Raw genomic sequence first — 26,982 nt, 5'->3', positions numbered from 1 at the left:
CAGCCGGCGTTTTTTGGCGGTTTTGCCTTCGGGATCGGAGCGGTGCGCTTTCGCAGCGGCGCGGAACGGGACCGGGCCGATCGCCGGCTGAAGATACGAAGGGAGTCACGAAGGATATGAGCAAGCTTTGGGGAGGCCGGTTTACGAAAAAAACCGACCAACTGGTGGAGGAATACACGGCGTCGATTACGTTCGACAAAGAGCTGGCCGAAGAGGATATCCAGGGCAGCCTCGCGCATGTCTCGATGTTGGGCCATTGCGGCGTCCTGCCTGCGGACGACGTCGAAAAAATCAAGGAAGGCTTGCTGAAGGTGCGCAACCGCATCCAGCGGGGCGAGCAGGAGTTCTCGATCGCCGACGAAGACATTCACATGAACATCGAAAAGGCGCTCATCGACGAGATCGGGCCGGTCGGGGGCAAGCTGCATACGGGACGCAGCCGCAACGACCAGGTGGCGACGGACATGCACCTGTACTTGCGCAAAAGGGTCGTCGAATTCGTCGATCTGCTCGCGAAGCTGCAGGAGGCGCTGATCGGGCAGGCCAAAGCCAACCTGGACACGATCGTGCCGGGCTACACGCATCTTCAGCGGGCGCAGCCGATTTTGTTCGCGCATCATCTGATGGCCTACGTCTCCATGTTCGGACGCGATATCGAGCGTCTGCAGGACAGCTACAAGCGCATCGACACGCTGCCGCTCGGCGCGGGCGCGCTGGCCGGCACGACGTTTGCGATCGACCGCCTGTACACGGCGAAGCTGCTCAATTTCGGGCGGGTGTACGAAAACAGTCTGGACGCCGTCAGCGACCGCGATTTTATCGTCGAGTTTCTGGCCAACGCCTCGCTGATTATGACGCATTTGTCGCGGCTTAGCGAAGAGCTGGTGCTGTGGTCCAGCACGGAGTTCCAATTTATCGAGCTGGACGACGCGTTCTGCACCGGATCGAGCATCATGCCGCAGAAGAAGAACCCGGACGTGCCCGAGCTTGTGCGCGGCAAAACGGGGCGGGTGTACGGCCATCTCGTCGGCCTGCTGACGGTGCTGAAGTCGCTGCCGCTCGCGTACAACAAGGACATGCAGGAAGACAAGGAAGGCATGTTCGATACGGTCAAGACGCTCCAGGGCGCTCTGCAGCTGTTTGCGCCGATGATCGCGACGATGAAGGTCCGCAAGGAGCAAATGCGCCGGGCCGTCGACCGCGACTTCTCCAACGCGACGGACATCGCCGACTTCCTGGTCGGCAAAGGGATGCCGTTCCGCCAGGCGCACGAAGTGATCGGCAAGACGGTGCTGTACTGCATCCAGAACAACAAGTTCCTGCTGGACCTGACGCTGGACGAATTCAAGCAATTCTCGTCGCTGTTCGACGACCGGATCTACGAAGTGCTGAAGCCGGAAAACGTCGTCAACGCGCGCAACGTTTACGGCGGCACGGCGACGGAACAGGTAGCCGCCGCGATCGAACGGGCGGAAGCCGAGCTCGCGCGCGTTCACGCCTGGACGGCGGAGTACGCCGAAAAGTGCAAATAAGCGAAGGGCCGCAAGCGCGGAGTTCATCAGGCTCCGTTTTGTGCAACGCCGCCGGGCGCGATGCCCGGCGGTTTGCTGCATTTTTAGCCTCCCGGAATCCGAAGCTCCGCCGTACCTTTTTGCCTGCCTGCCGCTCAATCGCCGTTATTGGCTCCTTGCATGCAGGACGTTCATCCGGGAGTGCGCCTGCATTGGCTTCCGCATGTTCTCCAAATTCCGCTTCATCCCCCAGGGCGCCTTTACCGCCACCTACATCCATCGAGCAGATCGTTTGCCCTCGCAACATTATCTACGCAACATTGCGGCTGCCTGCCGTTTCCGTTCCGCAGCCCGCGTTCATCCCCGAGGGCTCACGCTTGAGCAGCGGGTCGCCTTACGAGGTGTCGGGCCGTCGAATTGCCGTAATAGCAATTGCAAACGCGAAAAAACGGAAAACAGCCGTGCAATTGCTATTTGTGCAACTACAGTTTCGATTTCGGTCTCCGAACGAGGTGTCGGGCCGTCGAATTGCCGTAATAGCAACTGCAAACGCGAAAAAGCGGAAAACAGTCGTGCAATTGCTATTTGTGCAACTACAGTTTCGTTTCGGGGCCACCGTACAGGAGAACGAATTTAGGGGGCAAAGGAGTGGAGGGCGATCCGGTACCCGAAAGGCAAGGATGAGGCTGTTACCGGAAAGCAGAGGATGTGGAAAGGGCGAGCCCGAGGGACGGGATACCGGGAAAAGGCGGGGCTCCAACCCCGCTTTTACAACGGTTCGACCGGCACGCCGCCGTGAAGAGGGACCGGAGCGTGCGATTCCGGCGCAGAGGAATCCGAAGAGGGAAGCCCATGCGGAGCCGGCTGTTTGGCAGCAGAAGGCTCCAGACGCGGATCGTCCGGATGGACGGCGACGAGCGCATCCTGCGAGCGGTACGTGTCGTGCGAAATACGGACCCGTTTCGCGAATTCCCCGTTGACCAGCTTCACGCGGTATGTGTCGACGACGTAGCCTTCCGCGCCTGGACGCAGCGTCTTGCTTTGGCCTTCGGCCAGATGCGGGTCCGCCACGTAAACGATTTTGGGCGCGATGATGTATTGCATCACCGTTTCGATCCGGTACTCCACGTTTTCGTTCATGGCTCCGAGCAGTTTGACGGTCACGGTTTTGTTCCGGACTTCCGTCTTGATCCGAAGCGGTTTGCCCGTGGCGTTGCGAAAGCGGAAGTTGATGAAGCCGTCCGCGAAGGTGGCGTCCAGGCCGACAGGCAAATAGCCGACCGGGAGCGAATGGTTCCGCCGCTCCACGATGTCGATGCCGTCCGCGCGCAGCACGGCGTTGTAAAGGGTGCTGCTGACCTGGCAAATGCCGCCGCCGATCCCGGGCTTCAGCTTGCCGCTCACGATGACAGGCGCTTCCTTGAAGCCGCGTTCCCGTTCCGCCTTGGCGACGATGCTGCCGAAATCGAACACGTCGCCCGGCATCAGCAGCGTGTTGTCAAGCGCTTGTGCCACAGCCTCGATGTTATGTGAGCGGCCTTCGTCGCTTGCCGAAAAGGAGGTGGAAAACGCCGCGATTTTGCGCGGGCGTTCTTCGTCCCGATGCTTCTGCTCCGGAGCACTGGTGGCGGCCGCTGCCGAAGACAGATCGGCCGGTAGCTTCTCCGCCGCGCCTGGTACTACCGCCGCCAGAGGTAGACCGGCTGGCATCGTCTTCGCCGCGTCCGGTACGGCTGCCGCCAGAGACAGACCGGCCGGCAGCATCTCCGCCGCCCCCGCCAGGGGCCGCGCGTCCGGCCGCTCGCCGCCCGCTGCGAGGGTCGCCTGCCGGCGCACCGCTGCAAGCAGCGCGTCCGCCGCACCCGCAGCGACGGGCGTCTGCCTCGTCTCCGCCCCGCCCGGGACGGCCGCCGCTAGAGGCAGCGCCTCCGCCGTCTCGCCCCATCGCTCTCGATGCCCGCCTGCGGACAAGCTCAGCGCCCATTTCCCGTCTCCGTCATGCATAGCACAGCCAAGCGCCGTACCGGCGCCGATTCCCAGAGCCGCCGCGATGGCGACCGGCCCCATCCAACCTTTTCGCACCGCACTTCCTCCCTAAATTGTTTCTGGAAATCCTGAACATTCCATCGCGCGAGCGCGGACCCGACAGATTAAAAAACTTTTAAAAATTTCCCAAGTCCCATGGCGGCCAACGCTTTGCGGCGACAAAAATTCGTGCGCTTTACCCAAGACGAGTCGACAAATAAAGGATTTTTAGGCACAATGTCGAAGTATCAAAAGTCCGAATTCAAACAAGGTGTGATTCCAAGTGATTGAAATGCACGATGTAGCCAAGACATACCCGGACGGAACTACCGCCCTAAGCGGAATCAACGTTGTGATCGACCGCAACGAGTTCGTATATATCGTCGGTCCTTCCGGGGCCGGCAAATCGACGTTCATGAAGCTGATCTATCGGGAGGAAGTCCCGACCAAAGGGCAACTGTTCGTCAACGGGTTCAATATCGGCAAGCTGAAACAGCGCAAAATTCCGTTCATCCGCCGCAACATCGGCGTCATCTTCCAAGATTTCCGTCTGCTCCCGAAATTATCCGCATACGAGAATGTCGCTTTTGCGATGGAAGTCATCGAGGCGCCGAAAAAGGTCATCCGCCGCCGGACGATGGAAGCGCTCGAACTGGTCGGCCTGAAGCATAAGGCAAGCAGCCTGCCGGCCCAGCTTTCGGGCGGGGAGCAACAGCGGGTCGCCATCGCCCGCGCAATCGTCAACAATCCCGCCGTCATCGTCGCCGACGAGCCGACGGGCAATCTCGACCCCGAAACGTCCTGGGGGATCATGAAGCTGCTGGAGGAAATCAATTTTCGCGGTACGACCATCGTCATGGCTACCCACAACAAGGACATCGTGAACACCCTGCGCAAGCGCGTCATCGCAATCGAACGGGGAACCATCGTTCGCGACGAGCCGAAAGGGGAATACGGCTATGACAGTTAGAACCTACGTGCGCCATCTGCGTGAAGGAGTCAAAAACGTCTTCCGCAACGGCTGGATGTCGTTCGCGTCGATGGGCTCCATCGTCGTATCGCTGTTTATCCTCGGCGTGTTCATGCTGCTTGCGCTCAATGTCAACAAGCTGGCGGACCAGATCGAAAGCCAGGTCGAAATCCGCGTTTATATGGATTTGAACGCCGACAAGGCGAAGATCGAAGAGGTCAACCGGAAGATCGGCCGCATCCCGGAAGTGAAAAAGGTCACCTTTGTATCCAAGGAAGAAGGACTCGAGCGGCTGCGCCAAAGCTTGGACGACGACGCCAGAAGCGCGCTCGACGGCTACGAGAACGAGCACAATCCGCTGCCGGACGGCTTCGATGTCGAGGTGTTCGATCCCCAGAAGGTCGCGTATGTGGCCAAGCAAATTAAGGCGTTTAACGAAACCGACCCGGACAAGCCCATTTACGGGGTCTATTACGGCCAGGGCACCGTCGAGAAGCTGTTCCGCATCACCAACGCGGTGCGGAATATCGGCCTGGTCATCGTGGCGGGGCTTGCCGTCATGGCCATGTTCCTGATCTCGACGACGATCAAGATGACGATTTTGGCCCGCCGCCGCGAAATCGCGATTATGAAGCTGGTAGGGGCCACAAACAGCTTCATTCGGTGGCCGTTTTTTGTGGAAGGCGTTCTGATCGGGCTAGGCGGCTCGGCCATCACGACCGCGATCCTGCTTTACGGTTATTCGCAGCTCCTGAAGACGACGCAATACGATCTCGGGCTGATGATGATTCAGCTCTCCAGCGTGGACGAAGTATCCGGCTTTATCGCCGCGACGCTGCTGTCGCTGGGCGCGCTGCTCGGCATTTGGGGCAGCACCGTCTCCGTCCGGAAATATCTAAAGGTCTGAAATAAGGAGGACGACCGTGAGAAAGAAGCTGCTACCGGTCCTCGCGATATTTGTCGTCATTATGTTTCTCGGGCAGCCTTACGATAGTCGCGCGGAAACCGAAGTCCAGAAAATCGAGAAAGAGATCCGAAAGATTCAGCAGCAAATGAACAAGGCGGCGCAGGAAAAGAAGCAGGCCGAGCAAAACGTCCGGCAGTTGTCCGCGCAAAAAGCGGCGACGAAGGAGGACATCGTCCGGCTGATGAACGAAATCGCCAAAGCCGGCGAGGAACTGGTTGCCACCCAGGCGAAAATCGACGCCGCCGAGGAGCGGCTGATGAGGACGACCAAAGAGCTGGAAGCCGCCGAGGAGCAGCGCGAAAGCCGCGACGAGCTTTTGCAAAAGCGCATCCGCATGATCTATATGAACGGCGCGGTCTCTTACCTTGACGTGCTGCTCAGCTCGACCAGCTTCGACGATTTTCTGACGCGCTTCAACGCCATGAAGCTCATTATGCAGCAGGACAAGTCCGTGCTGGAGCAGAGCAAGCAATACGAGGCGTTCGTCGCCGAGAAAAAAGCGCAGGTCGAAGCCGAGCTCGGAGAGGTGCGGAACCTCTACGCCGAGATGGCCACCCGCAAAGCGAATCTGGAGCTTAAGGAGCGGCAAAAGGAAGTTCTGATCGCGCAGCTTAACGAGAAGATCGAGGAAACCGAGGAGATCAGCGAGGAAGCCGAGAAGGCGCTCATGGAGTTCGGCCAGAAATATTCCGAGCTTTTGGAGAAGAAGAAAAAGATCCGCAATTATTATACGGGCGGCAAGCTCGGGCTTCCGCTCAAGCGGGAATACCGGCTGTCCTCGCCGTTCGGCTACCGGATACACCCGGTTACGGGAAAGAGGAAGCTGCACACCGGAATCGATATGGCCGTTCCTGAGGGCACGCCCGTTTACGCGGCCGAATCCGGCGTCGTGATCGTCGCCCAGACGTGGAGCGGGTACGGCAATACGATCGTCATCAACCACGGGAACGGGCTGTGGACGCTGTACGGCCATTTGAAACCGGGCGGCATCCTGGTCGAAAAAGGCCAAACGGTCAAACGCGGCGAAAAAATCGGGCTTGTCGGCAAGACCGGAACCGCGACCGGCTACCATCTGCACTTTGAAGTGCGCAAGAACGGCAATCCGGTCGATCCGGCGCCTTACCTGAAATAAGAAAGACGGCGCAGCCGTCGTCATCCGGCCGGTTCCTCCGGCCTCTTTCTTCTGTTTTTGACGGAAGAGGCGCGGAGGGGCGGCTGTTTTTGGCTTTTCGGGAGCGGCGGGCGGCTTCGCGCCGGGATAAGCCGAACGTTCAGGTCATAGGAATATGAAGATGAACGAAAGAGGGTGGGGACGATGGTGTTTCGGGGCCGCACGGTGTTGGCCATTGCCGCATGCACGGCGCTGCTGGCGTGCGTCGCGACGATCGGCATTCTGAACGCTTCCGGAAAAACCTTCCGTCCGTCCTCTTCCGGTCTCGCCGCAGGCGCTTCCGAGGGCGGCGTTTCAGGCGGTTTCACGGAGAAGGAGCTCGACAAGCTGCGTCGCGTTTATGCGTTGATCGAGCAGCAATATATGCGCCCGGTAAACCGGGAAGAGCTGCTGGACGGAGCGATCCGGGGAATGGTGGGGGCGCTTGGCGACCCGTATTCCGTCTACATGACGCGGGATGAAGCCGACCGATTTACCGACGCTGTCGAAGGGACGTTCACCGGCATCGGCGCAAGGCTCGAGGTTCAGGACGGCGAGGTTGTCGTCCGTCAGGTTCTGGAAGGCACTCCGGCGGAGCGGGCCGGCCTTCAGGCGAAGGATATTTTGCTGTCCGTGAACGGAACTTCTCTGGAGGGACTGAGCCTGCGCGAAGCCGTCGCCAAGATCCGCGGGCCCAAAGGCACGAAAGCCAAGCTGCGGGTGCAGCGTCCGGGTGCGGACAAGACGCTCGAGCTGGAGCTTGTCCGCGACCGCATTGCGGAGGCGACGGCGGTCGGGGAACTCGGCGGCGACGGCGTCGGCAAGCTGCGGATTGTCCAGTTCTCGTTCGATACCGCGAAAAAAGCGGTCGAAGCCTTGACGGAGATGGAAGGCCGGGGGATGAAGGCGCTGGTCGTCGATCTGCGCGGCAATCCGGGCGGGGTTATGCAGACGGCGGTTGAAGTGGCCGAGCTGTTCGTTCCGAGCGGAAAGCCGGTCGTTATCACGGAGGACGGGAACGGAAACCGGAAGACCGAGCTTTCGGAAGGAAGCTTGCGGACGGTGAAGCCGTATCCGATTGTCGTGCTCATCGACAAGGGAAGCGCCAGCGCTGCGGAAATCCTGGCCGGCGCGCTCAAGCAGTCGGCCGGGGCGGCGCTTCTCGGGGAGACGACCTACGGGAAAGGAACGGTGCAGATCAGCTTCGAAAAAGGGCTGGACGACGGGAGCCTGGTGAAGCTGACCGTATCCAAGTGGCTGCTGCCCGACGGCAGCTGGATCGACGCCAAGGGCCTCGCGCCGGACGTCGCCGTGAGCCAGCCGGACTATTTTTCCGCTTCCCGCCTGCCCCGAGACCGCGTCCTGAAGCCGGACGAGACGGGCGAAGACGTTCGGAACCTGCAACTGATGCTCGAAGGCGTCGGCGTTGCGGCCGACCGGACGGACGGCTATTACAGCAAGGCGACGGAGGAGGCCGTCAAACGGTTTCAGCAAGCGGCTAAGCTGCCGGAAACCGGAATAGTCGACGAGCGGACGGCGGAACGGCTGGAGGAGGCGTTTTTCATGGCGCTTCAGGATCCGGCTCGGGATGCGCAGTGGTCGGCGGCGCATGACATTGCGCTGCGGATGGCGGAAAAAATCGGCTAAAGGAATTTCGTCTCCCCCGTCGAATGTAGATACGGATACCGTGCGAAAGGGGACGGAAAGGGATGGACCCTTATCTTGACTGGCTGCGGGAAGCGGGACGCGCCGCAGCGGGCTTGTTTACGTTGCCTTATTTCTATATAGCGGTTCTGTTTGCCTGGTGGCATGCGCGGAACAGCGTCGTGCTCCAGCGCCAAATGTTTCATGTCCGGATGTACGGATCGCTTTCGCTGCTGATCAGCCGGACGCTGGCCGGTTTGGGCGCGGGTCTTTGCCTTTCCCTGATCGGATTGGGCGCGGGGGCGCAACTGACGAACGAGACGCTGCTGTGCGTCTGGCTCGCGATGGCGGTTCTTGCGCTGTTTCGGCTTCGATATATTTGCCTGGCCTATGCCGCGGGCGCGCTCGGCCTCGTTCAGGCCGTTCTGTCCTGGACGGGGTGGAGCGGCGATGCGGCGGGTGCGGCGGGCCCAGCTATTCGGGCGCTGCTTCAAATCGACGTGCCGGGCTTGCTGTTTTTGGCCGGCCTGCTGCATGTGGCGGAAGGCGCGCTCGTTCGGCTGCAAGGAGCGAAGCAGGCGGTGCCGTTGTTTCTCGAAGGAAAAAGAGGCAAGCCGATCGGCGCTTACTCGCTGTCCGGCCTATGGCCGGTTCCGCTGCTGTGGCTGGTTCCGGCGGGAGGGACGGACGGATTGGCGCTGCCCTGGACCCCGCTGTTCTCGAGTTCGGACGCGGCCGGATGGAGTCTGCTGGCTTTCCCGGTGTTGATCGGCTTTACCGATCGGACGAAGACGCGGTGGCCCGAAGACAAGGCTCGCGAATCCGGCAATACGCTCATGCTGTATGGCCTCGCGGTGGCCGTGCTGGCGGCGGGAGCCGCCTTCTGGGAGCCGCTCGCGCCCGTTGCGGCGCTCGGCGCCTTCGCGATGCACGAAGGCGTGCTGCTGCTCGGCCGCTGGCGGGAAAGCGGCCGTCAGCCGGTCTACGCGCAGGACGGCCGAGGGCTGACGGTGCTGGCGACGCTTCCGGGCACCCCGGCTGCGGAGATGGGACTGCAGGCGGGCGAGCGGATCACGCGGGTGAACGGCATGAAGGTCCGGACGAAAGAACAGTTGCACGATGCGCTGCAGCTGCAGTCGGCGTTCTCGAAGCTGGAAGTCGTCAACCGCGAAGGCCATGTGAAATTCGTTCAGCGCGCCCGTTACGCCGGGGAACATTATCAGCTCGGGATCATTTTGGCCCCGGACGAGGACGCCGACGTCGTCGCCGCTCCCCGCTCGGCCTCGATTTGGCGGGGGCTTCGGCAGGCGGGCGCGAGGCGCCGCAGGGGCGCGGAACCGGCGCACGCCGCGCGCCCAGACGAAGCGCTGAGAGAAGCTTCCGGCGCGTCCGGGGAATTGGCTGCGGCTGCGGCGGGCATCGAAGCCGCGGAGCCGGAGGCGGGCCGCTTGGCCGAAGAACGCGCGGCGGCATCGTCCGGCTTGGGCACAAGCGCCAATCCGGCGCCGGAAGAAGCCGGTTTGCCGCCGAGGCGGTCAAGAAAGCCGTTGTCCTGATATCCTTCTCATGTACCCGGGAGTTTCGCGTGCATCACCGAAAGGCTGCGGCGGCGCAAGCCGCCGGTTCTTCGGACGCCATGCGCGCGCTCCCGGTTTTTTTGCGCTTTTTCGAATGGAACGGCATACGGCGACAAAGTCTAGACTCGAATTGAAGGAGGACATTGGATATGAATCGATACTGGCTGTTGCTCGTAGGAGCCGGGATTTGCGAGGTCGGCTGGGTAACGGGCCTTAAGTATGCCGACGGCTGGCTGACGTGGCTGCTGACCGTGATCGCGATCGGGCTGAGCTTCGCAGGCCTGATGGCCGTATCCCGCGCCTTGCCTGTCGGCACGGCTTATGCGGTCTTCACCGGCATCGGGGCGGCCGGAACGGTGCTATGCGAATCGATCTTCTTTGGCGTGGAGCTGGATGCCGGGAAGCTAGCGCTTGTCATCCTGATGGTGATCGGGATCGCCGGCTTGAAGATGACGACTGGACATCCGGAGCAGGAGAAGGAGGCGGATTCGTAATGGCATGGGTATGGCTGATTCTGGCGGGTCTCGGCGAGGTGGTCGGCGTCACCGGGCTTAACCTGCTGAACAAGCGGCGCGACACGAGGTCGTTTCTGATCATGATTCTCGGCTTTGCCGCCAGCTTTATGTTGCTCAGCATGGCGATGAAGTCCCTTTCCATGGGCACGGCCTATGCGGTCTGGACCGCGATCGGATCGGTCGGCGCGACGCTGATCGGAATGATCTTCTACGGGGAGTCGCGCCAGCTTCGCCGGATCTTTTTCCTGGCTCTCGTCATTTCCGCCGCGGTCGGTTTAAAGCTGCTCGGCCATTAAGGGTTCGCGCGCCGATGCAGAAGGTAGGAGTAAACCACCGGCACGATCGAGCTGCCCAGTACGCAAACCAAAATGAGAACGGTAACCCAGGTCCCGGTCGCAAACCAGGCCATGACGAACATGATCAATCCCGCGAGCACCCACAGCTTGGCAGCCAGCCGGTGCGTCCGGTTCCAGTTGTTTTCGTCGACGAGCGTCCAAGGGGTGCGGATGCCGATAAAGAAGTTGCTGCGCACTTGCCCCATCCGGTTACCGATGACAACCCACAGCACCCCGAGCGCGCCTGCGATCACTTTGTGGACGGGGATGGAATGGCCCAGGCCGTGAAGGATGATCGTGATGAACAAACCTTGCAGAAACAGGCTGATCACCCAGCGCAACAGCTTGTAGAAGCCTTCGAAACGGGCATAGTTCTCTTTGCGGGGATCGATAAAGCGCATGGCGGCGACCGCGGGCGGGAGCAGTACGCCCAAGCCGCCGTAGAAAAGCCAGAATTGCCACTTCGGCATCGACCCGTCCTGATTGCCGTTCATGTCGAAGTGGGAAGGCATGACGTCGGGCAATTGACGGTCGAAGACCAGAAAGGCGGCTGCGAAAATGGCGAAATTGACGATGAGCAATGCCCATATGTCTTTGGTCCATTTCTTGTTGGTTTCGTTTTGCGGCTGTTGCGTCATGTTTCATCGTCTCCTTTCGTGCCGATCAGGTTGAGAAACCAGTTCAGCGTTTCCTGCACGACGGTCAGGTTGAGTGAATAAATGATGTTTTGTCCGTGCCGGACATCCTGAATGAGATGCGCGTGTTTCAGAATGTTCAGGTGGTGCGAGATGCTTGGCTTGGAAATGTTGAAATGCTCGGCAATCTCCCCGGCGGACAAATCGCGTTCCTTCAGCAGCTGGATGATCTGCCGGCGAGTGGGATCGGACAGCGCCTTAAACGCGTCGTTCACAGGGAAGAACCTCCTTCTTTCCGTTCAATGCCGGGTTTAATTTTGATATTTAGTCAATTGTCTAAATAAAGAATAACCGATTCCGGCGCCAAAAGCAAGAGATCGGACATTCGGCTCGTCGGACCGGCCGGGCGGAGTTGCAGTTGCTTATTGCCCTCAACAAAAAAGCGCCCCGCAGTTGTTTTGGCTACTTGTGGGACAGCATCTTTCCTCTTCCTGCGGCGCGGCGGCGCTACTCGGTCGATCCCAATAGATATAAAGCCAAAAGCGCGATCGTCAGGCAGAACAGAACAAACAGGGCGATTTTGACGGGGCTGCGGGGGACGCGGCCCGTGACGAGCCCGGTTTGTCCGTTGACCATGTAGCGGTAAAGCTTGTTTTTGTACGTATAGCTGGCATTCCAGACCGGGAGCAGAATGTGTTTGTACGTTACGGAGGAATAGGCGGTATAGATGCTTAAATTCCGCACCTCGTCCCCGCCGATTTCCCGGATGATTTCGCGCCGAAGCTGATCGTCCATCCGTTCCTGCGCCGATCTCCAGCCTTCGCTGCGGGAAACGGTGTAGCGCTCCGCGATAAAGCCGCTCAAATATTCCGGCCGATAGCCGACAAGCCGGCTCAGATCGAAGCGGGAGAGGCGTTCCAGCAGTTTGCCCTCATGCTGTTTCGATGCCGGAACGAGGATGTCGTCAAACGCGCGGCCGTAAGTGCCGCGGGTCCATCGCCACACCGTATAGCGAACGGTCTCGGTATAGGTCTCCGTCTTCCCGTCGACGACGCGCGTGCGCGTTTCCGTCCGGTAGTGATAGTCTCCCCGTTCCGCGCGGTACGCGGAAACCGTATCGGCATCGTACGTCCAGAAGGGGATGTAAATGCCGGTCAGCTCGGAGCGGACGTCCCGCCGTTTGAACGCGTTCGGCACGAACCAGCGCTTGCGCTTCCACTTTTTGAACGAGGCGGCGGCTTCTTCCTTGGAGATTTGGAAGGGGATGACCGATTCGGGGCGTATGCTTCTCGCATCGTCTTGCGCGAGGACCTTCGGCGATCCGCAAAACGCGCATTCCCCCGCGGTCCGGTGCGCCGGAATGAGGGTTTCGCCGCCGCAGCTTTCGCAGCGGATCGCTTGCTGCGCAAGTCCCCAGTCCAGTCGCTCGTCGTCTTGCCCGTCGTTTAGATCAAGCGCATGCTCGGCCGGCGTTTCCAGCAAATGCTCGATCGTTTCTTCCCGCCCGCAATACCGGCACTTCAGATTTTGGCTTTCCGAATCGAAGGCCAACGACCCGCCGCATGCCGGGCAGGGGAACCCGGTCGGCTCCGCTTTTGCTTTCGCTTCCACTGTCATCGCCGGCTACACCTTCGTTCCGCAGGCGGAGCAGAATTTGGCGCTTGCGGCGACCGGCTCGCCGCATTCCGAACAGAAGCGGGCGTAGGGACGCGCCGTACCGCACTGCGGGCAAAATTTCTCCGCCGGCTTCAGCCGGTGCCCGCATTCGCCGCAGGCGGCGTCGGGCTCCACGCCGGCGGCATCCGCCGCGCCGGAATGGTGCGGCTGAGGCGACGGGTTCAGCGCTTGCTGCAGCATTTGCCCCATGGCCATCCCGGCTCCGAGCCCGGCGCCGGCGGCCATCGCCGATTCCGCGCCGCCCGCGGCTTCGCGAATCGCTTCCGCCGCCTGGTACCGGGTATACCGCTCGAGATTGCCGGCAATGCTCATCGACGAGCGGCGGTCAATCGCTTTTTCCACTTCTTCGGGGAGCGAGATGTTTTCGATCGTCAGCGACGACAGCGCCAGTCCCATCGCTTCGAAATGCTTTTGCAGCCGTTCGGCGGCGCTAAGCCCAAGCTCCTCGTAGCTGGAAGCAAGGTCGGCCACCGGAATGTTCGATTCGGCCAGCAAGTCGCTGATGCCGGAGACGATCGCCGATTTCAGGTGCGCGGTTATTCCTTCGGCCGTAAACTCTTCTCTCATGCCGAAAATCTCGCGGAGGAACAGCGCCGGATCTTTCACCCGGAACGAGTAGCTGCCGAAGCCGCGAATCCGGACGAGCCCGAATTCCGCATCCCGCATGATGACCGGATTGGCCGTGCCCCATTTCTGGTTGGTATAGTTCGTCATATTGACGAAGTAGACGTCCGCCTTGAAAGGGGAGTCGAACTTGTGCTTCCAGGACTTCAGGGCGGTCAACAGCGGCATGTTTTGCGTATTCAGCGTATAGGTGCCCGGCCCGTACACGTCCGCCAGCTGCCCCTCGTTGACGAAGACGGCGGCCTGCCCTTCGCGAACGATCAGCTTCGCCCCCATCTTGATCGCGCTATCGTATGCGGGGAAACGGTACACCATCGCGTTCGTGTCTTCCCGCCATTCAACGACTTCGACAAATTGACCCCGAAAAAACGAAAAAAGCCCCATGCTCCGGCCTCCTTTATTCCCATAAACCTATTATACTTTACAATTCCTGATCCTGAATACCGGATTTGCCTATCGTCCTTCGATTGGCGAAACCGGCGGCGAACGAACCAAGGGAGGGCGGTTTTGACGGGGGAAAACGAAACCTTTATAATGGTACGGGAACACATATTCTGTTTCGGAACATATGGGGGTGTACCTGCGATGGCGGATTCTTCGCCGAAAGACGGGCGGTTCCGGGTCGTGTCCGAATACGAGCCGCAAGGGGATCAGCCGGAAGCGATCCGGAAGCTTGTGGAGGGTCTCGAAGCCGGCGTCAAGCATCAGACGCTGCTGGGTGCGACAGGAACAGGCAAGACGTTTACGATTGCCCATACGATTGCCCGGGCGAACCGGCCCACGCTGGTCATCGCCCACAACAAAACGCTGGCCGCCCAGCTGTGCAGCGAGTTTAAAGAGTTTTTTCCGGACAATGCGGTCGAATATTTTGTCAGCTATTACGATTACTATCAGCCGGAAGCGTATATTCCGTCTACCGACACGTACATCGAGAAGGACTCGAGCATCAACGACGAGATCGACAAGCTGCGCCACTCAGCGACCTCGGCGCTGTTCGAGCGCAGGGACGTCATTATCGTGGCGAGCGTTTCCTGCATTTACGGCTTGGGTTCGCCGGAGGAATACCGCGATTTGCGGCTGAGCCTGCGGGTCGGCATGGAGCGGCCGCGGAACGAAATTCTCCGCAAGCTGGTCGACATTCAGTATCAGCGCAACGATATCAACTTCGTCCGCGGGACGTTCCGGGTGCGGGGAGACGTCATCGAGATTTTCCCGGTTTCGCGAAGCGACCGGGCGATCCGGGTCGAGCTGTTCGGCGACGAGATCGAGCGGATTACCGAGATCGATACGCTGACGGGCGAGATCGTGGGCGAACGCGAGCACGTCGCGATTTTCCCGGCGACCCACTTTGTGACCGCCGAGGAGAAGATGAAGCTGGCGCTCGTCAACATCGAGCGGGAGCTGGAGGAGAGGCTGGCCGAACTGCGCGCGGCCGGCAAGCTGCTGGAAGCGCAGCGGCTCGAGCAGCGGACGCGCTACGATCTGGAGATGATGGCGGAGATGGGCTTCTGCTCCGGGATCGAGAACTACTCGGGGCCGCTGACGTTCCGCGAGCGGGGGTCTACGCCCTATACGCTGCTGGACTTTTTCCCCAAGGACTTCCTCATCGTCATCGACGAATCCCACGTGACGCTGCCGCAGATCCGGGCCATGTACAACGGGGACCAGGCGCGCAAAGACGTTCTCGTCGAACACGGCTTCCGTCTTCCGTCGGCCAAGGACAACCGGCCGCTTAAATTCGAGGAGTTCGAGCAAAAGGCGAATCAGCTGATCTACGTATCCGCGACGCCCGGGCCGTACGAGCTGGAGAAGTGTCCGACGGTGGTCGAGCAGATCATTCGTCCTACGGGGCTTGTCGACCCGGTCATCGAGGTTCGTCCGACCAAGGGGCAGATCGACGATTTGCTGGGCGAGATCCGGGCGCGCATCGCCAAGGACGAACGCGTGCTGGTGACGACGCTGACGAAGAAGATGGCGGAGGATTTGACCGACTATTTGAAGGAAGTCGGCATCAAGGTGCGCTATCTGCACTCCGACATCAAAACGCTGGAGCGGATGGCGATTTTGCGCGATCTGCGGCTCGGCGAGTTCGACGTGCTGGTCGGCATCAACCTGCTGCGGGAGGGCCTTGACCTGCCGGAGGTTTCGCTGGTGGCGATATTGGACGCGGACAAAGAAGGCTTTCTGCGGGCGGAGCGGTCGCTCATCCAGACGATCGGGCGCGCGGCGCGCAATGCCGAGGGACGCGTCATCATGTACGCCGACAAGATTACGGAATCGATGGAAAAGGCCATTTCCGAAACCGAGCGCCGCCGCAAAATCCAGTTGGCTTACAACGAGAAGCACGGCATCACGCCGCAAACGATCCGCAAGAAAGTGCGCGACGTGATCGAGGCGACCAAAGTGGCGGAGCAGAAGAGCTCCTATCTGGCCGGCGTCAAGGGCGTGGACAAGATGTCGAAGAAAGAGCGCCAGGCGGTGATTCAGCGACTGGAAGCGGAGATGAAGGAGGCGGCCAAAAACCTGCAGTTCGAGCGCGCCGCGGAGCTGCGCGACGCCTTGCTGGAACTGAAGGCCGAGATGTAGGCCGAAAGGGAACGCAGCGGGGAAAGGCAAAGCGAATAGGGAGGGACTGCGAATCGCCCCGGTTATCGGGGCGGATTCGGGGCGGATTCGAGGCGTCCATACAGGCCGAAATTCCAGGTAAGCCTTCGGTCCATCCACTAACCGATTGCCGGCGGGACCGGTCCCCCCAAGCGCTTGCCCAGCACCGTCAGATCGCGCTCGACCCCGTCGAGCACGGCTACCTTCGGATAATGGCCCCAGGCTTCGAAGCCGAACTTGCGCAGCAAGCGCAGGCTGGGCTCGTTGTGCGCGAAGACGAAGCCGAGCAGCGTGTTCACGCCAAGCCTCGGGCACTCCGCGATCGCATGCTCCACCAGCAGGCTGCCCACCCCGGAGCCGCGGCAGGCCTCGCTTACGTAAATGCTGATTTCCGCCGTTCCGTTATAAGCGGGGCGGCCGTAGAAGTCGCTCAGACTCGCCCAACCGACGACGGTTTCCCCTTGCTTGGCCACCCACAGCGGCCGGCGGTCCGGCGTATGCGCCTTGAACCATGGCAGCCGGCTTTCCACCGTAACCGGCTCCAGATCGGCGGTTGCTCTTCTTCCCGCGATCGTGCTGTTGTAAATGTCGACAATGGCCGGCAAATCTTCCAGCCGGGCAAACGCAATCTCCAACGTTCCGGGATTCTCCACGTTTCCACGTCCCTTCCGTCCGACTCCAATCAACCTGTTCTGATTGTACCGCGCTCCCCCGCGCCGGACAACCGGCGGCATTTTCCGAAGCGATAATGGCAAAAAAACAGACGCGGCAAGGTTTTCATTTCCATTTGCATCCTAATTCCGGCTTCGCTATAATAAATGGGAACACATATTCTTATGTACGGACAACTGTGGGCGATTGCGAAGCCCCGCCTTGCCCGTAAAGCGAAAGGGGCTAAATCGTTGGCCAACGAGAATATCGTCATTAAGGGCGCTCGCGCCCACAATTTAAAAAATATTGACGTGACCATTCCCAGGGACAAGTTTGTCGTGCTGACGGGGCTTAGCGGCTCCGGCAAATCCTCGCTGGCGTTCGACACCATCTACGCGGAAGGACAGCGGCGCTACGTGGAATCCCTGTCCGCGTACGCCCGCCAGTTTTTGGGCCAGATGGACAAACCGGACGTCGATTCGATCGAAGGGCTGTCGCCGGCCATTTCCATCGACCAGAAGACAACCAGCCGCAACCCGCGTTCGACGGTCGGGACCGTCACCGAGATTTACGACTATTTGCGGTTGTTGTACGCGCGGATCGGCCGGCCGCATTGCCCGACGCACGGCGTGGAGATCGCCTCGCAAACGGTGGAGCAAATGGTCGACCGCATTATGGAATATCCCGAGCGCACCCGCCTGCAGATTCTCGCGCCTGTCGTATCCGGGCGCAAAGGCGAGCACAGCAAGCTGCTGGCCGACGTGCAGAAGCAGGGTTTTGTCCGCGTGCGCGTAAACGGGGAAATCCGCGATCTGGCCGAGAAGATCGAACTGGAGAAAAACAAGAAGCATTCCATCGAAGTGGTCGTCGACCGCATCGTCATCAAGGAGGATGTGGCGGCCCGGCTGGCGGATTCGCTGGAGACGGCGCTGAAGCTGGCGGACGGCAAGGTCATCGTGGACGTCATCGACAAGGAGGAGCTGATGTTCAGCTCCAAGCTCGCTTGCCCGATTTGCGGGTTCTCCATGGACGAGCTGACGCCGCGGATGTTCTCGTTCAACTCGCCCTTCGGGGCTTGTCCCGATTGCGACGGCTTGGGCGTCAAGATGGTCGTCGACCCGGACCTGCTCGTGCCCGACCGCACCAAGAGCATCGAAGAGGGCGCGTTCGACGCCTGGGCGGGCGGCGCCTCCACGTACTACCCGCAATTTCTGGCGGCGGTCTGCGCGCATTACGGCATTCCGATGGACGTTCCCGTCTCCGAGCTCAGCGACCGGCAGATGAACATGATCCTGTACGGAACCGGCGGGGAGAAGATCCGTTTCCGCTACGAGAACGAGTTCGGCCATACGCGCGACGCCATGGTTCCCTTCGAAGGGATCGTCAACAATCTGGAGCGGCGTTACCGCGAGACGGCGTCCGATTTCATCCGCGAGTTCGTCGAGCAGTATATGAGCTCCAGGCCTTGCGAAACCTGCAAAGGCCACCGTTTGCGGAAGGAGTCGCTCGCGGTTACGGTCGGCGGGAAAAACATCTCCTACGTGACTTCGCTGTCGATCGGGGAGGCGCAGTCGTTTTTCTCCGAGCTGAAGCTGAACGACAAGGAGAAAGCGATCGCGAATTTGATTTTGAAAGAAATCAACAGCAGGCTCGGCTTTCTCGTGAACGTGGGGCTCGATTACCTGACGCTGTCGCGTGCGGCGGGCACGCTGTCGGGGGGCGAGGCGCAGCGCATCCGGCTGGCGACGCAGATCGGTTCCAGCCTGATGGGCGTCCTCTACATTCTCGACGAACCGAGCATCGGCCTTCACCAGCGCGATAACGACCGGCTCATCAAGGCGCTGGAGCATATGCGGGATCTTGGCAATACGCTCATCGTGGTCGAGCACGACGAGGACACGATGCTGGCGGCGGATTATCTGATCGATATCGGGCCGGGAGCGGGCATTCACGGGGGGACCGTGGTCGCCCAGGGGACGCCGCAGGAAGTGATGGCCAACGAGAAATCGTTGACCGGGGCGTACCTGAGCGGGCGCAAGTTCATTCCCGTGCCGCTGGAGCGGCGCAAGCCGAACGGCAATTGGCTGGAAATCAGGGGCGCAAAGGCCAACAACCTGAAAAACCTGAACGTCAAAATCCCGCTGGGCGTGTTCACGGCCGTGACCGGTGTGTCCGGTTCCGGCAAGTCGACGCTGGTCAACGAGATTTTATACAAGGCGCTTGCCCGCGATCTGAACAAGGCGAAGACGCGTCCGGGAGAGTTCAAGGAACTGAAAGGGCTCGAGCATCTGGAGAAGGTCATCGACATCGACCAGTCGCCGATCGGCCGCACGCCCCGTTCCAATCCGGCGACGTACACCGGGCTGTTCGACGACATCCGCGACGTCTTCGCCATGACGAACGAAGCCAAAGTCCGCGGCTACAAGAAAGGCCGTTTCAGCTTCAACGTCAAGGGAGGACGCTGCGAAGCCTGCAAAGGCGACGGCATCATCAAGATCGAGATGCACTTCCTGCCGGACGTATACGTTCCGTGCGAGGTCTGCAAGGGCAAACGCTACAACCGCGAGACGCTGGAAGTCAAATATAAAGGGAAAAACATTTCCGAAGTGCTGGAGATGACGATCGAGGACGCAACGGTGTTTTTCCAGAACATTCCCCGTATTCACCGCAAGCTGCAAACGCTGCTTGACGTGGGATTGGGCTATATGACGCTGGGTCAGCCGTCCACCACGATGTCCGGCGGGGAAGCGCAGCGGGTGAAGCTGGCGGCCGAGCTGTACCGCCGCAGCACCGGGAAGACGCTGTACATTCTCGACGAGCCGACGACAGGCTTGCACGCCGACGACATCGCCCGCCTGCTGCAGGTGCTGCAGCGGCTGGTCGACTCCGGCGAGACCGTGCTGGTCATCGAACACAATCTCGACGTCATCAAGACGGCGGACTATTTGATCGACCTCGGCCCGGAAGGCGGCAGCGGAGGCGGAACCATCGTCGGCACAGGCACGCCGGAGGAGCTTGCGGCCAATCCAAATTCGTACACGGGCAAGTACCTCGCCCCGATTTTGGAACGGGACCGCGCGCGCACCGAAGCGGCGATGGCAAAAGTATAAGCGGAACAGAATGAAGACGGAGCGCTCTTGCCGGAGCGGCTTCGTCTTCTTGCGCATCGCGCGGTTTTTTTTTGCTTTGGCGCAGGAGAACGAACAGGGGGCGTAAACGGATGGAACCGAACATGAAAAAACTGGCGGCGGAAAAAGCGGTGGAATGGCTGGAGGACGGCATGATCGTCGGACTGGGCACCGGTTCGACCGCCTATTGGGCGATCAAACGAATCGCGGAGCGCGTGCGGGAAGGGCTCGACATCAAGGCCGTCGCAAGCTCCGTGCGCTCCGAACGTTTGGCGGCCGAGTGGGGCATCCCGCTCATCGGCATCGAGGAAATCGACCGGATCGACGTGACGATCGACGGGGCGGACGAGATCGGTCCCGAGTTTCATTTGATCAAAGGCGGGGGAGGCGCGCTGCTGCGGGAAAAAGTGCTTGCCTCAAGCAGCGGCAAGCTCCTGATCGTGGCCGACGAGTCCAAACGGGTGGAGACGCTGGGGCGATTTCCCCTTCCGGTTGAGATCGTTCCGTTTGCGACGCGGCTGACGCTTAACCGGCTCAAGGAACTGGGCTGCAAACCCGCCATTCGCCTCGATGGCGAGCAGCCTTACCGGACGGACAACGGCAACTATATTGCCGACTGCCGGTTCGGTTCCATCGCGGACCCGGAAAGGCTGACCGTGCTGCTGAACCAAATTCCGGGCGTCGTGGAAAACGGCCTGTTCGTGCGCATGACCTCGGCGGTCTTCATCGGCCATCGCGACGGCACGGTCGAAGTCTTAAACGCTTAGTCCCCGGCCCGTGCCGTTTCCCCGCTGCGGGGATGATCCCGAAACGCCGCCGTTATGGGGTCGGCGGCCGCTCGTCCGTAAATTCGGAAGGCGACTTTCCGGTCATCCGCTTGAACAGGCGATGGAAATAAGAAACGTCGCTGTAGCCGACGAAAGCCGCTATTTCGCTGATGGAAAGCCGGGATTCGGTCAGCATGTAGATGGCGGTCTTGATCCGCTGGCCGTGCACGTATTCGCTGATGGTCTGCCCGGTGACGGACCGGAACAGCGCCGCCGCATAGTTGGGGGTTTTTTGAATCGCTTCGCCCAGTTCCCGCTTCGTTACTTTTTCCCGGTGGTGCTTTTGAATGTACTGCTTCATGTTCTCCACATGGCGCAGCTTCTCCGCCGGGATGGCGCCCCGGTCCCATTCGCGGTTGGCATAGACGAGCGCTTCCGTCATCAGCGCTTCCGCCATCGTCCGGTAGTAGGGCGGCCGCTCCTGCCACTGGTTCCATGCGGCTTTGATGCGTTCGTGGATCAGATCGTAGCCGCCCAGTTTCAGCTTGAGCGGTTTTTGCAGGTTCAGGATGGGAAGGGCGGAGCGCGCACTTGATGCCTTGAACAGAAGGCCGAATTTGGTATGCAGCACGGAAGGGATGCTTTTGCCGTAAAACGGGATATGCGGCGGAATGAGAAGAAGCTCTCCTTTTTCCAAGATGTATTTGTCCCGATCGGCTCTATAGAGGCATTTGCCGTACGTTGCCAGGCCGAGATAATAGGTTTCCCGGTCCGCGTTCCCTTCCTGATACCAGTCAAATCCGCTGTCCTGGCGGACTTCCGCGATTTCTACCATTCTTTTCTCTCCCGTATCGTACTATATTGCATTCATTATACTATATTTCATAGTTCCTTCCGTTTTTTCGTCGTAAAATAGACGTAAGACGAGGAGGACTGGACATGCGCAAAACGAAAATCATTTGTACCATGGGACCCGCGTGCGAGGACGTAGGCATTTTGAAGGAAATGATTTTGGCGGGAATGACGGTTGCCCGTTTAAATATGGCTCACGGAGAGCTGGAAGACCATGCCGGGCGCATCGCGAAAATTCGTCAGGCCGCCCGGGAACTGAACACGTTTGTTCCGATCATGATGGACATCAAAGGTCCGGAGGTGCGGATCGGCAAGCTGAAGGAAGCGTCGTGCGAGCTGAAAGCCGGCGAAGAGCTGGTATTGACGACGGAGGATGTGCTGGGGGATGCGTCCCGCCTGCCGGTGAACTATCCGGATCTGCCGAAAGACGTCAAGCCGGGCGACCGGATTTTGATCGACGACGGGCTTGTCGAACTGACGGTGCGGGCGGTGGAAGGAACGGAAATCCGCTGTACGATCGTAAACGGCGGGACGTTGAAGCCGCGAAAAGGCGTCAACCTGCCCGGCATCAAGACGTCGCTTCCCGGGGTGACGGAGCGGGACGTGCAGCATATTTATTTCGGGCTTCAGCATGGCGTCGAGATGATCGCCGCATCCTTCGTCCGCAAGGCCGAGGATATTTTGGAAATCCGCCGCATTTTGGAAGAGAACGGCGCCGGACACGTTCAGATTATTTCCAAAATCGAGAACGAAGAGGGCGTGGCGAATCTCGACGCGATTATCGAGGCGTCCGACGGCATCATGGTTGCCCGCGGCGACCTGGGCGTAGAAGTGCCGATTGAAGAAGTGCCGCTTATTCAAAGGGAAATGATCGAGAAGTGCAACCTCGCCGGCAAGCCGGTTATCGTCGCCACGCACATGCTGGAGTCGATGCAGGTCAACCCGCGGCCGACAAGAGCCGAGGTTAGCGACGTATCCAACGCGGTGCTGCAGGGAGCGGACGTGGTCATGCTGTCCGGCGAGTCGGCCGCCGGGAAGTATCCCGTCCAATCCGTCCGGACGATGGCGACGATCGCCAAAAAAGCGGAGGGCATGATCGATTACAAGGAACAGTTCCTCAAGAAAATCGCCCACCACGCGACCAACACGACGGAGATCGTCAGCCAGAGCGCGGTCAGCGCTTCCCTTGAGCTGAATGCCGCAGCCATTGTCACCGCAACGGAAAGCGGCTTTACCGCGCGCATGGTATCCAAGTATCGGCCGAAGGCGCCGATCATCGCGATTTCGCAGCATGAGGAAGTGCTGTCGAAGATGAGCCTGCTGTCGGGCGTGATCCCGGTCAAAGGGGAACCCGTGACGACAACCGACGAATTGTTCGATTCCGCTGTACGCGGCGCGCTGAAGACGGGTCTTGTGCAGTCGGGCGACACGATCGTCATCTCCGCCGGCGTGCCGTTCGGCCAATCCGGTACGACCAACCTGATTAAGGTTCAGCAGGTTTAATGTTTTAGGCCCTTAATCATATACGGCGAAAAGAATACGGTCTCCGGGCGCCGCCTTTGTTGCGGTGTTCCGGGGGCTTTTTTGTTCTTTTTCTGAATCATCTCCGCTAAAACGGGTGCGCTCCGGACAAGGATGGCGAGCGGTTTTGTTTGCGTCCGCAAGAGCTTGGCGGCTATGGCCCCGCAACGGCGGTCCGACAGGGCTAGCCGATGGCAGCGGGCAGTTGTTTGACTTGGCGGCTTAGCTCTTTTTCCAACCGTTCGCGGTGTCCGGCTTGCGGACGGTTTATAGCAGACGCTCGAGCGACATTTCATCCAACTCGTAGTAGCGGACCGTATTCCCTTTGGATGCGGGGCGGAGCATGCCTTTAGCGCACATAGCGCGCAAATGCTTACGGGCGGTCCGAAAGTCCAGCTCGAATTGTTCGGACACGTCTTTGGGACGCACCGGGCGCCCGAGCCTCCAGGCGAAATGAAGGATTTCCTTTTCCATATAAGAAGCAGCCGATTCTCCGTTAGAGAAACGAAGCATATTTTGTCCGATTGCAAGCTGCAGAAGCGTGCGGCAAACTTCGGGGCGGGTTTGCACATCGTCAAAGGAGAAATGGAGCATTTTCCATCCAAGCCCCGTCAAAAAGTTGTCGCGGTTCAGGCTGTAGCTGAATTTTTCGCGATCCATATCTTTAACGTGCGCCTGGAAGCCGTCGCATTCGATGCCGAATCGGCCGAAAGGAGGAAGGAAGGCAAAGTCGAGAAATTGGGACTTGCGGTTCCAATCGTATACTTCGTATTCCGGGTGCAAGTGGTCAAAGTGTCCGAACAGCGGCCACCACACGTTTCGGAGAAACAATTCCTCGGCATACCGGTTTCCTCTTCGCAATCGCCCTCTACGTTCCCCTTGGCGACGGGATGCATGCCATTCCATAAATGCCTGAAGCGCCTGATCGAAGTTTGCCATCGTTTCCATTCCTCCTAAAAAAGAAACGTCCCCAAACCTTCGCAGGCTTCGGGACGTTCTTCGTCTTAACCTCAGTATACCGTTCAGGCGCGATGCGGACAAGGAGCAATTCGGGACACGTTGCGTTTCCCGGGGGGAATGCTGTTGTATCGTGCTACGTTTATTTGGACACATTCGGTTGCTGGCGCGTGAAATCGTCGGTTCCGGAGGTTGCGACGCAGATCTTCTTCTTCTGGTGCAGACCTATCGGGCTTTGCTGGCACTGTAAGACGCATAGGTGTCTATGTTGGAAACTATCCAATGTATAATCCAAATGCGCGGAAGATGGACAGCTATACTGGAATTTATCCAATATATTTGTCTAATTGGAGCTCTTTTGAGCTTGAATGGGTGAACGAGGCTGGAATTATCCAATATAGACGAGAAAATGGAACGGAGTGGTCGATTTTGTTGGATGAAATCCAATATAGAGCGGGTCGTGGCTGTTCGCGATAAAACGGTTTGTAGCTGTTCCGATAGTCCGGTTCATGACGTGCTCGCGATAGACCGGTCCGTGACGCGCGCGTGCCGGGCTCCGCCTGGACTGCTGGGTCGATGCCGGATGGGGCGAGTATAGCCGCCCGAAAACCAAAATCCCCTCCGCCGCGGCCAGGCCGCAACGAAGGGGATGGCAAAAGGCCGGTCGGTCAGGATGCAACCGCCAAAATTTCCGTCAGCTTTTCCTGCAGAACGGGGATGCCTACGCGGTGTACGAAATCGTGGAACGATTCGTCGCTGGAAGTCCGCTGTTCTTTGTAGAATTCGATCAACTGCGCCAACACCTTGTGCACTTCCTCGCCTTTGACGCGACCTTTGAGCACGGTGTTGAATTTGGCGCCCGGCCCGAGCGTGCCGCCGACGGCGATGTCGAACGCGTCGACCATGCCTTCCGGCGTCTTGATCAGGGAGCCCTGCAGACCGATGTCCGCCACGTGCTTCTGGCCGCAGCCGTTCGGGCAGCCGATGAAGTGAATGCGCACCGGCTGATCCAGCTTCACGTGTTCGTCCAGATATTGCGCCACGCGGCGGGCGCGCTCCTTCGTCTCGACGATGGCCAGGTTGCAGAATTCGTTCCCCGTGCAGGATACCGTGCGGCTCATAAACCGGTTCGGGTTCGGCGACAGGCGTTCAAGCAGCGGATGCTTCAGCACTTCCTCCACCTTGTCGTCCGGAATGCCGGTGAGGATCACGTTTTGGGAGATCGTCGTGCGAATCTCGCCGTTGCCGTACTTGTCGGCGATGTCCGCAAGCTGCTCGAACTCGTCGCTGCTGGTCCGGCCGACCGGCACGTTCAGGCCGATATAGTTCAGGCCTTCCTGCTTTTGCTTGTGAACGCCGTCGAAGTAGGAACCGTTCCAGCCGACGACCCGGTTTTCGCCGCGGGGCGGCATCGGTCCGATCAGTTTCACGAGCTCTTCCTGGAATTTTTCGACGCCCCAGTCGGCCACCAAATATTTCAGGCGCGCATAGTGGCGTTTCTCGCGGTAGCCGTGGTCGCGGAACAGCGTCGTGACGCCGATGGCGACTTTGAGCACTTCTTCCGGCCGGATAAACATATCCAATTGCTTGCCCAGATGCGGTTTGGCCGAAAGGCCGCCGCCGACCAGCGCATGGAAGCCGATCACTTCCTCGCCGTCGATCACTTTGGAAGCCGGGACGAAGCCGAGGCACTGGATTTCGGCGCTGGCGTTGTTGTAAATGTTGGCCGAAATGGACATTTTGTATTTACGCGGCAAATTCGAAAAGTCGCGGTTGTTGACGAAAAACGCTTCAAGCTGCCGGACGATCGGGGCCGTATCCATGAGTTCGTCCGGATCGATGCCGGCAAGCGGGTTGCCGACGATCGTGCGCGGGCAGTCGCCGCAGGCTTCGATCGAGGACATGCCGACGGAGGCGAGACGGTCGAAAATGTCCGGGAAGTTCTCGATTTGGAGCCAGTGGAACTGAACCGCTTGACGGGTCGTGACGTCGATGAGACCCCGGCCGTAATCGCGGCCGATCGAAGCCAGCACACGGGCTTGCGCGCTGGTCAGAATGCCGCCCGGAATCCGGATCCGCATCATAAAATGGCCGTTGTTCGGCTTTTGCCGGTAAACGCCGGCCCATTTGAACAGGTTGAAGTCTTCTTCCGGAATCGAGTCGTAGCCTTCCTTGGAATATTTATCTAGAATGTCGCGAATAATATCGAGACCGTCTTTTTGAATTTTATGAAATTCGAATTTGTTCAGCTTTTCCGGATTTTTCATCCATACCGCTTCGTATGCCATACGATCGTCCCCCTTGTAAAACTCAAGTCGGCCGCCTAATTCCGATATGACCGGTATGATTTGATCGTATCATATTTATATAGAGCCGACAATGCGTGCGGGGAAATCGGTTTATAAAACTTCCTGATGGCAACGTTAACGGTTCGTTATATAGCAACCGGCGGCCATTCGCAATCGAAAGATTTGGAGGATTTCCATCCTGTGACAAAGTTGTTACGCGCGCAAGTTCGGACTTGCAACCCCCGACTTTTGCGGATAACATAGAGGATAATGGGAATGTTATGAACAAAAGGAGGTCCCCCCAATGTTCCTGGCTTCAAACGCAGCAAATGCGGCGGAGGAATCGGCCAGCTTGTTTACTCCGTTCGACATATTTATGGTTATTTTTACGCTGCTGATCGTGATCGGACTCGTGCGCCTGCTGATGGAAAAGCCGAAGAAAAACCTGTTCGCCATCGGCTTTACGATCGTTGCGCTGATCGTGTTCCTGATCGCGGACGCAAAGATGGTCAGCGGCTGGTAACGGTTAAAGCTATAAGAGGGGTGTAAAACGGGCGAGAGAGCGCGGCTCTTCAGCCCGTTTT

The 26,982-nt window shown here is 59.4% G+C and carries 22 protein-coding genes; 13 read left to right on the top strand and 9 right to left on the bottom strand.

Translation table 11 applies throughout. The annotated features are described in order from the left end of the window. Positions 1–116 precede the first annotated feature (116 nt). The gene (argH, locus tag F560_RS0108475) at positions 117–1,532 is read left to right on the top strand and encodes an argininosuccinate lyase (RefSeq protein WP_019005292.1); all 1,416 of its coding nucleotides are present in this window, start codon (positions 117–119) and stop codon (positions 1,530–1,532) included. 747 nt (positions 1,533–2,279) lie between these two features. Here the strand turns inward: argH and F560_RS24535 are convergent. Further along, complete coding sequence (locus F560_RS24535) at positions 2,280–3,593, bottom strand: VanW family protein (RefSeq protein WP_019005291.1); 1,314 nt, start codon at positions 3,591–3,593, stop codon at positions 2,280–2,282. 226 nt (positions 3,594–3,819) lie between these two features. On the opposite strand from F560_RS24535, the gene ftsE reads away from it, so the two are divergent. The 7 genes from ftsE to F560_RS0108435 all read left to right on the top strand — a co-directional run bounded on the left by ftsE (position 3,820) and on the right by F560_RS0108435 (position 10,655). Next, the gene (gene ftsE, locus F560_RS0108465) at positions 3,820–4,506 is read left to right on the top strand and encodes a cell division ATP-binding protein FtsE (protein WP_026298171.1); all 687 of its coding nucleotides are present in this window, start codon (positions 3,820–3,822) and stop codon (positions 4,504–4,506) included. Beyond that, a complete protein-coding gene (gene ftsX, locus F560_RS0108460) occupies positions 4,496–5,413 on the top strand; it encodes a permease-like cell division protein FtsX (protein ID WP_019005289.1) in 918 nt (305 codons plus the stop codon). The genes ftsE and ftsX overlap by 11 nt, the downstream gene beginning before the upstream one ends. Before the next feature lie 16 nt (positions 5,414–5,429). Beyond that, the gene (locus tag F560_RS0108455; protein WP_019005288.1) at positions 5,430–6,605 is read left to right on the top strand and encodes a murein hydrolase activator EnvC family protein; all 1,176 of its coding nucleotides are present in this window, start codon (positions 5,430–5,432) and stop codon (positions 6,603–6,605) included. Positions 6,606–6,788: 183 nt separating this feature from the next. Beyond that, positions 6,789–8,270, top strand: a complete 1,482-nt coding sequence (locus F560_RS0108450) for a S41 family peptidase (protein ID WP_019005287.1) — start codon at positions 6,789–6,791, stop codon at positions 8,268–8,270. Positions 8,271–8,332: 62 nt separating this feature from the next. Beyond that, a complete protein-coding gene (locus F560_RS22825; protein WP_019005286.1) occupies positions 8,333–9,823 on the top strand; it encodes a PDZ domain-containing protein in 1,491 nt (496 codons plus the stop codon). Positions 9,824–9,993: 170 nt separating this feature from the next. After that, positions 9,994–10,338, top strand: a complete 345-nt coding sequence (locus tag F560_RS0108440) for a DMT family transporter (protein ID WP_019005285.1) — start codon at positions 9,994–9,996, stop codon at positions 10,336–10,338. Beyond that, positions 10,338–10,655 carry a DMT family transporter gene (locus tag F560_RS0108435; protein ID WP_019005284.1) on the top strand — a complete coding sequence of 106 codons (318 nt, stop codon included), beginning with the start codon at positions 10,338–10,340 and terminating at the stop codon, positions 10,653–10,655. Before F560_RS0108440 ends, F560_RS0108435 begins: the two co-directional genes overlap by 1 nt. Here the strand turns inward: F560_RS0108435 and F560_RS0108430 are convergent. From F560_RS0108430 to F560_RS0108415, 4 genes are all read right to left on the bottom strand, one after another. Beyond that, complete coding sequence (locus F560_RS0108430) at positions 10,652–11,332, bottom strand: SdpI family protein (protein WP_019005283.1); 681 nt, start codon at positions 11,330–11,332, stop codon at positions 10,652–10,654. The two genes, F560_RS0108435 and F560_RS0108430, sit on opposite strands and share 4 nt — an antisense overlap. Further along, positions 11,329–11,604: an autorepressor SdpR family transcription factor gene (locus F560_RS0108425; RefSeq protein WP_019005282.1), complete on the bottom strand. Its 276-nt coding sequence runs from the start codon at positions 11,602–11,604 to the stop codon at positions 11,329–11,331. The genes F560_RS0108430 and F560_RS0108425 overlap by 4 nt, the downstream gene beginning before the upstream one ends. Positions 11,605–11,836: 232 nt before the next feature. Next, the gene (locus F560_RS0108420) at positions 11,837–12,946 is read right to left on the bottom strand and encodes a primosomal protein N' (RefSeq protein ID WP_019005281.1); all 1,110 of its coding nucleotides are present in this window, start codon (positions 12,944–12,946) and stop codon (positions 11,837–11,839) included. A gap of 6 nt (positions 12,947–12,952) precedes the next feature. Continuing rightward, the gene (locus tag F560_RS0108415) at positions 12,953–14,014 is read right to left on the bottom strand and encodes an SPFH domain-containing protein (RefSeq protein WP_026298170.1); all 1,062 of its coding nucleotides are present in this window, start codon (positions 14,012–14,014) and stop codon (positions 12,953–12,955) included. Between the two features lie 201 nt (positions 14,015–14,215). On the opposite strand from F560_RS0108415, the gene uvrB reads away from it, so the two are divergent. Continuing rightward, positions 14,216–16,216: an excinuclease ABC subunit UvrB gene (gene uvrB, locus F560_RS0108410; protein WP_019005280.1), complete on the top strand. Its 2,001-nt coding sequence runs from the start codon at positions 14,216–14,218 to the stop codon at positions 16,214–16,216. A gap of 137 nt (positions 16,217–16,353) precedes the next feature. Here the strand turns inward: uvrB and F560_RS0108405 are convergent, their stop codons facing one another. Then, entirely contained in the window at positions 16,354–16,887 is a 534-nt protein-coding gene (locus tag F560_RS0108405) for a GNAT family N-acetyltransferase (protein ID WP_019005279.1), read from the bottom strand. Between the two features lie 249 nt (positions 16,888–17,136). On the opposite strand from F560_RS0108405, the gene uvrA reads away from it, so the two are divergent. Next, the gene (gene uvrA, locus F560_RS0108400) at positions 17,137–19,995 is read left to right on the top strand and encodes an excinuclease ABC subunit UvrA (RefSeq protein ID WP_026298168.1); all 2,859 of its coding nucleotides are present in this window, start codon (positions 17,137–17,139) and stop codon (positions 19,993–19,995) included. A gap of 110 nt (positions 19,996–20,105) precedes the next feature. Then, complete coding sequence (gene rpiA / locus F560_RS0108390) at positions 20,106–20,780, top strand: ribose-5-phosphate isomerase RpiA (protein WP_019005276.1); 675 nt, start codon at positions 20,106–20,108, stop codon at positions 20,778–20,780. Between the two features lie 52 nt (positions 20,781–20,832). Here rpiA and F560_RS0108385 read toward each other — a convergent pair whose 3' ends face one another. After that, positions 20,833–21,615, bottom strand: coding sequence for a helix-turn-helix domain-containing protein (locus F560_RS0108385; protein ID WP_019005275.1), 783 nt, complete (start codon positions 21,613–21,615; stop codon positions 20,833–20,835). A 104-nt stretch (positions 21,616–21,719) separates the two neighbouring features. Between F560_RS0108385 and pyk the strand changes: the two genes are divergently transcribed. Beyond that, a complete protein-coding gene (gene pyk, locus F560_RS0108380) occupies positions 21,720–23,135 on the top strand; it encodes a pyruvate kinase (protein ID WP_019005274.1) in 1,416 nt (471 codons plus the stop codon). 285 nt (positions 23,136–23,420) lie between these two features. Here pyk and F560_RS0108375 read toward each other — a convergent pair whose 3' ends face one another. Both F560_RS0108375 and F560_RS0108370 read right to left on the bottom strand, forming a co-directional pair. Next, positions 23,421–24,092 carry a PDDEXK family nuclease gene (locus F560_RS0108375; RefSeq protein ID WP_019005273.1) on the bottom strand — a complete coding sequence of 224 codons (672 nt, stop codon included), beginning with the start codon at positions 24,090–24,092 and terminating at the stop codon, positions 23,421–23,423. Positions 24,093–24,778: 686 nt separating this feature from the next. After that, a complete protein-coding gene (locus F560_RS0108370; RefSeq protein ID WP_019005272.1) occupies positions 24,779–26,398 on the bottom strand; it encodes a nitrite/sulfite reductase in 1,620 nt (539 codons plus the stop codon). A 304-nt stretch (positions 26,399–26,702) separates the two neighbouring features. On the opposite strand from F560_RS0108370, the gene F560_RS0108365 reads away from it, so the two are divergent. After that, the gene (locus tag F560_RS0108365) at positions 26,703–26,921 is read left to right on the top strand and encodes a hypothetical protein (RefSeq protein WP_019005271.1); all 219 of its coding nucleotides are present in this window, start codon (positions 26,703–26,705) and stop codon (positions 26,919–26,921) included. Positions 26,922–26,982 lie beyond the last annotated feature (61 nt).

Origin of the sequence: Cohnella laeviribosi DSM 21336 (assembly GCF_000378425.1) — a bacterium.
Taxonomy (GTDB): domain Bacteria; phylum Bacillota; class Bacilli; order Paenibacillales; family Paenibacillaceae; genus Cohnella; species Cohnella laeviribosi.
This window is presented reverse-complemented; position numbering and strand designations above follow the sequence as displayed.

Excerpts from the sequence above, each read along its gene's own strand:
- argH (WP_019005292.1), top strand. The coding sequence starts at position 117 with ATGAGCAAGCTTTGGGGAGGCCGGTTTACGAAAAAAACCGACCAACTG.
- ftsX (WP_019005289.1), top strand. The coding sequence starts at position 4,496 with ATGACAGTTAGAACCTACGTGCGCCATCTGCGTGAAGGAGTCAAAAAC.
- F560_RS0108450 (WP_019005287.1), top strand. The coding sequence starts at position 6,789 with ATGGTGTTTCGGGGCCGCACGGTGTTGGCCATTGCCGCATGCACGGCG.
- F560_RS22825 (WP_019005286.1), top strand. The coding sequence starts at position 8,333 with ATGGACCCTTATCTTGACTGGCTGCGGGAAGCGGGACGCGCCGCAGCG.
- F560_RS0108440 (WP_019005285.1), top strand. The coding sequence starts at position 9,994 with ATGAATCGATACTGGCTGTTGCTCGTAGGAGCCGGGATTTGCGAGGTC.
- F560_RS0108435 (WP_019005284.1), top strand. The coding sequence starts at position 10,338 with ATGGCATGGGTATGGCTGATTCTGGCGGGTCTCGGCGAGGTGGTCGGC.
- F560_RS0108430 (WP_019005283.1), bottom strand. The coding sequence starts at position 11,332 with ATGACGCAACAGCCGCAAAACGAAACCAACAAGAAATGGACCAAAGAC.
- F560_RS0108420 (WP_019005281.1), bottom strand. The coding sequence starts at position 12,946 with ATGACAGTGGAAGCGAAAGCAAAAGCGGAGCCGACCGGGTTCCCCTGC.
- F560_RS0108415 (WP_026298170.1), bottom strand. The coding sequence starts at position 14,014 with ATGGGGCTTTTTTCGTTTTTTCGGGGTCAATTTGTCGAAGTCGTTGAA.
- uvrB (WP_019005280.1), top strand. The coding sequence starts at position 14,216 with ATGGCGGATTCTTCGCCGAAAGACGGGCGGTTCCGGGTCGTGTCCGAA.
- rpiA (WP_019005276.1), top strand. The coding sequence starts at position 20,106 with ATGGAACCGAACATGAAAAAACTGGCGGCGGAAAAAGCGGTGGAATGG.
- F560_RS0108385 (WP_019005275.1), bottom strand. The coding sequence starts at position 21,615 with ATGGTAGAAATCGCGGAAGTCCGCCAGGACAGCGGATTTGACTGGTAT.
- pyk (WP_019005274.1), top strand. The coding sequence starts at position 21,720 with ATGCGCAAAACGAAAATCATTTGTACCATGGGACCCGCGTGCGAGGAC.
- F560_RS0108375 (WP_019005273.1), bottom strand. The coding sequence starts at position 24,092 with ATGGCAAACTTCGATCAGGCGCTTCAGGCATTTATGGAATGGCATGCA.
- F560_RS0108370 (WP_019005272.1), bottom strand. The coding sequence starts at position 26,398 with ATGGCATACGAAGCGGTATGGATGAAAAATCCGGAAAAGCTGAACAAA.
- F560_RS0108365 (WP_019005271.1), top strand. The coding sequence starts at position 26,703 with ATGTTCCTGGCTTCAAACGCAGCAAATGCGGCGGAGGAATCGGCCAGC.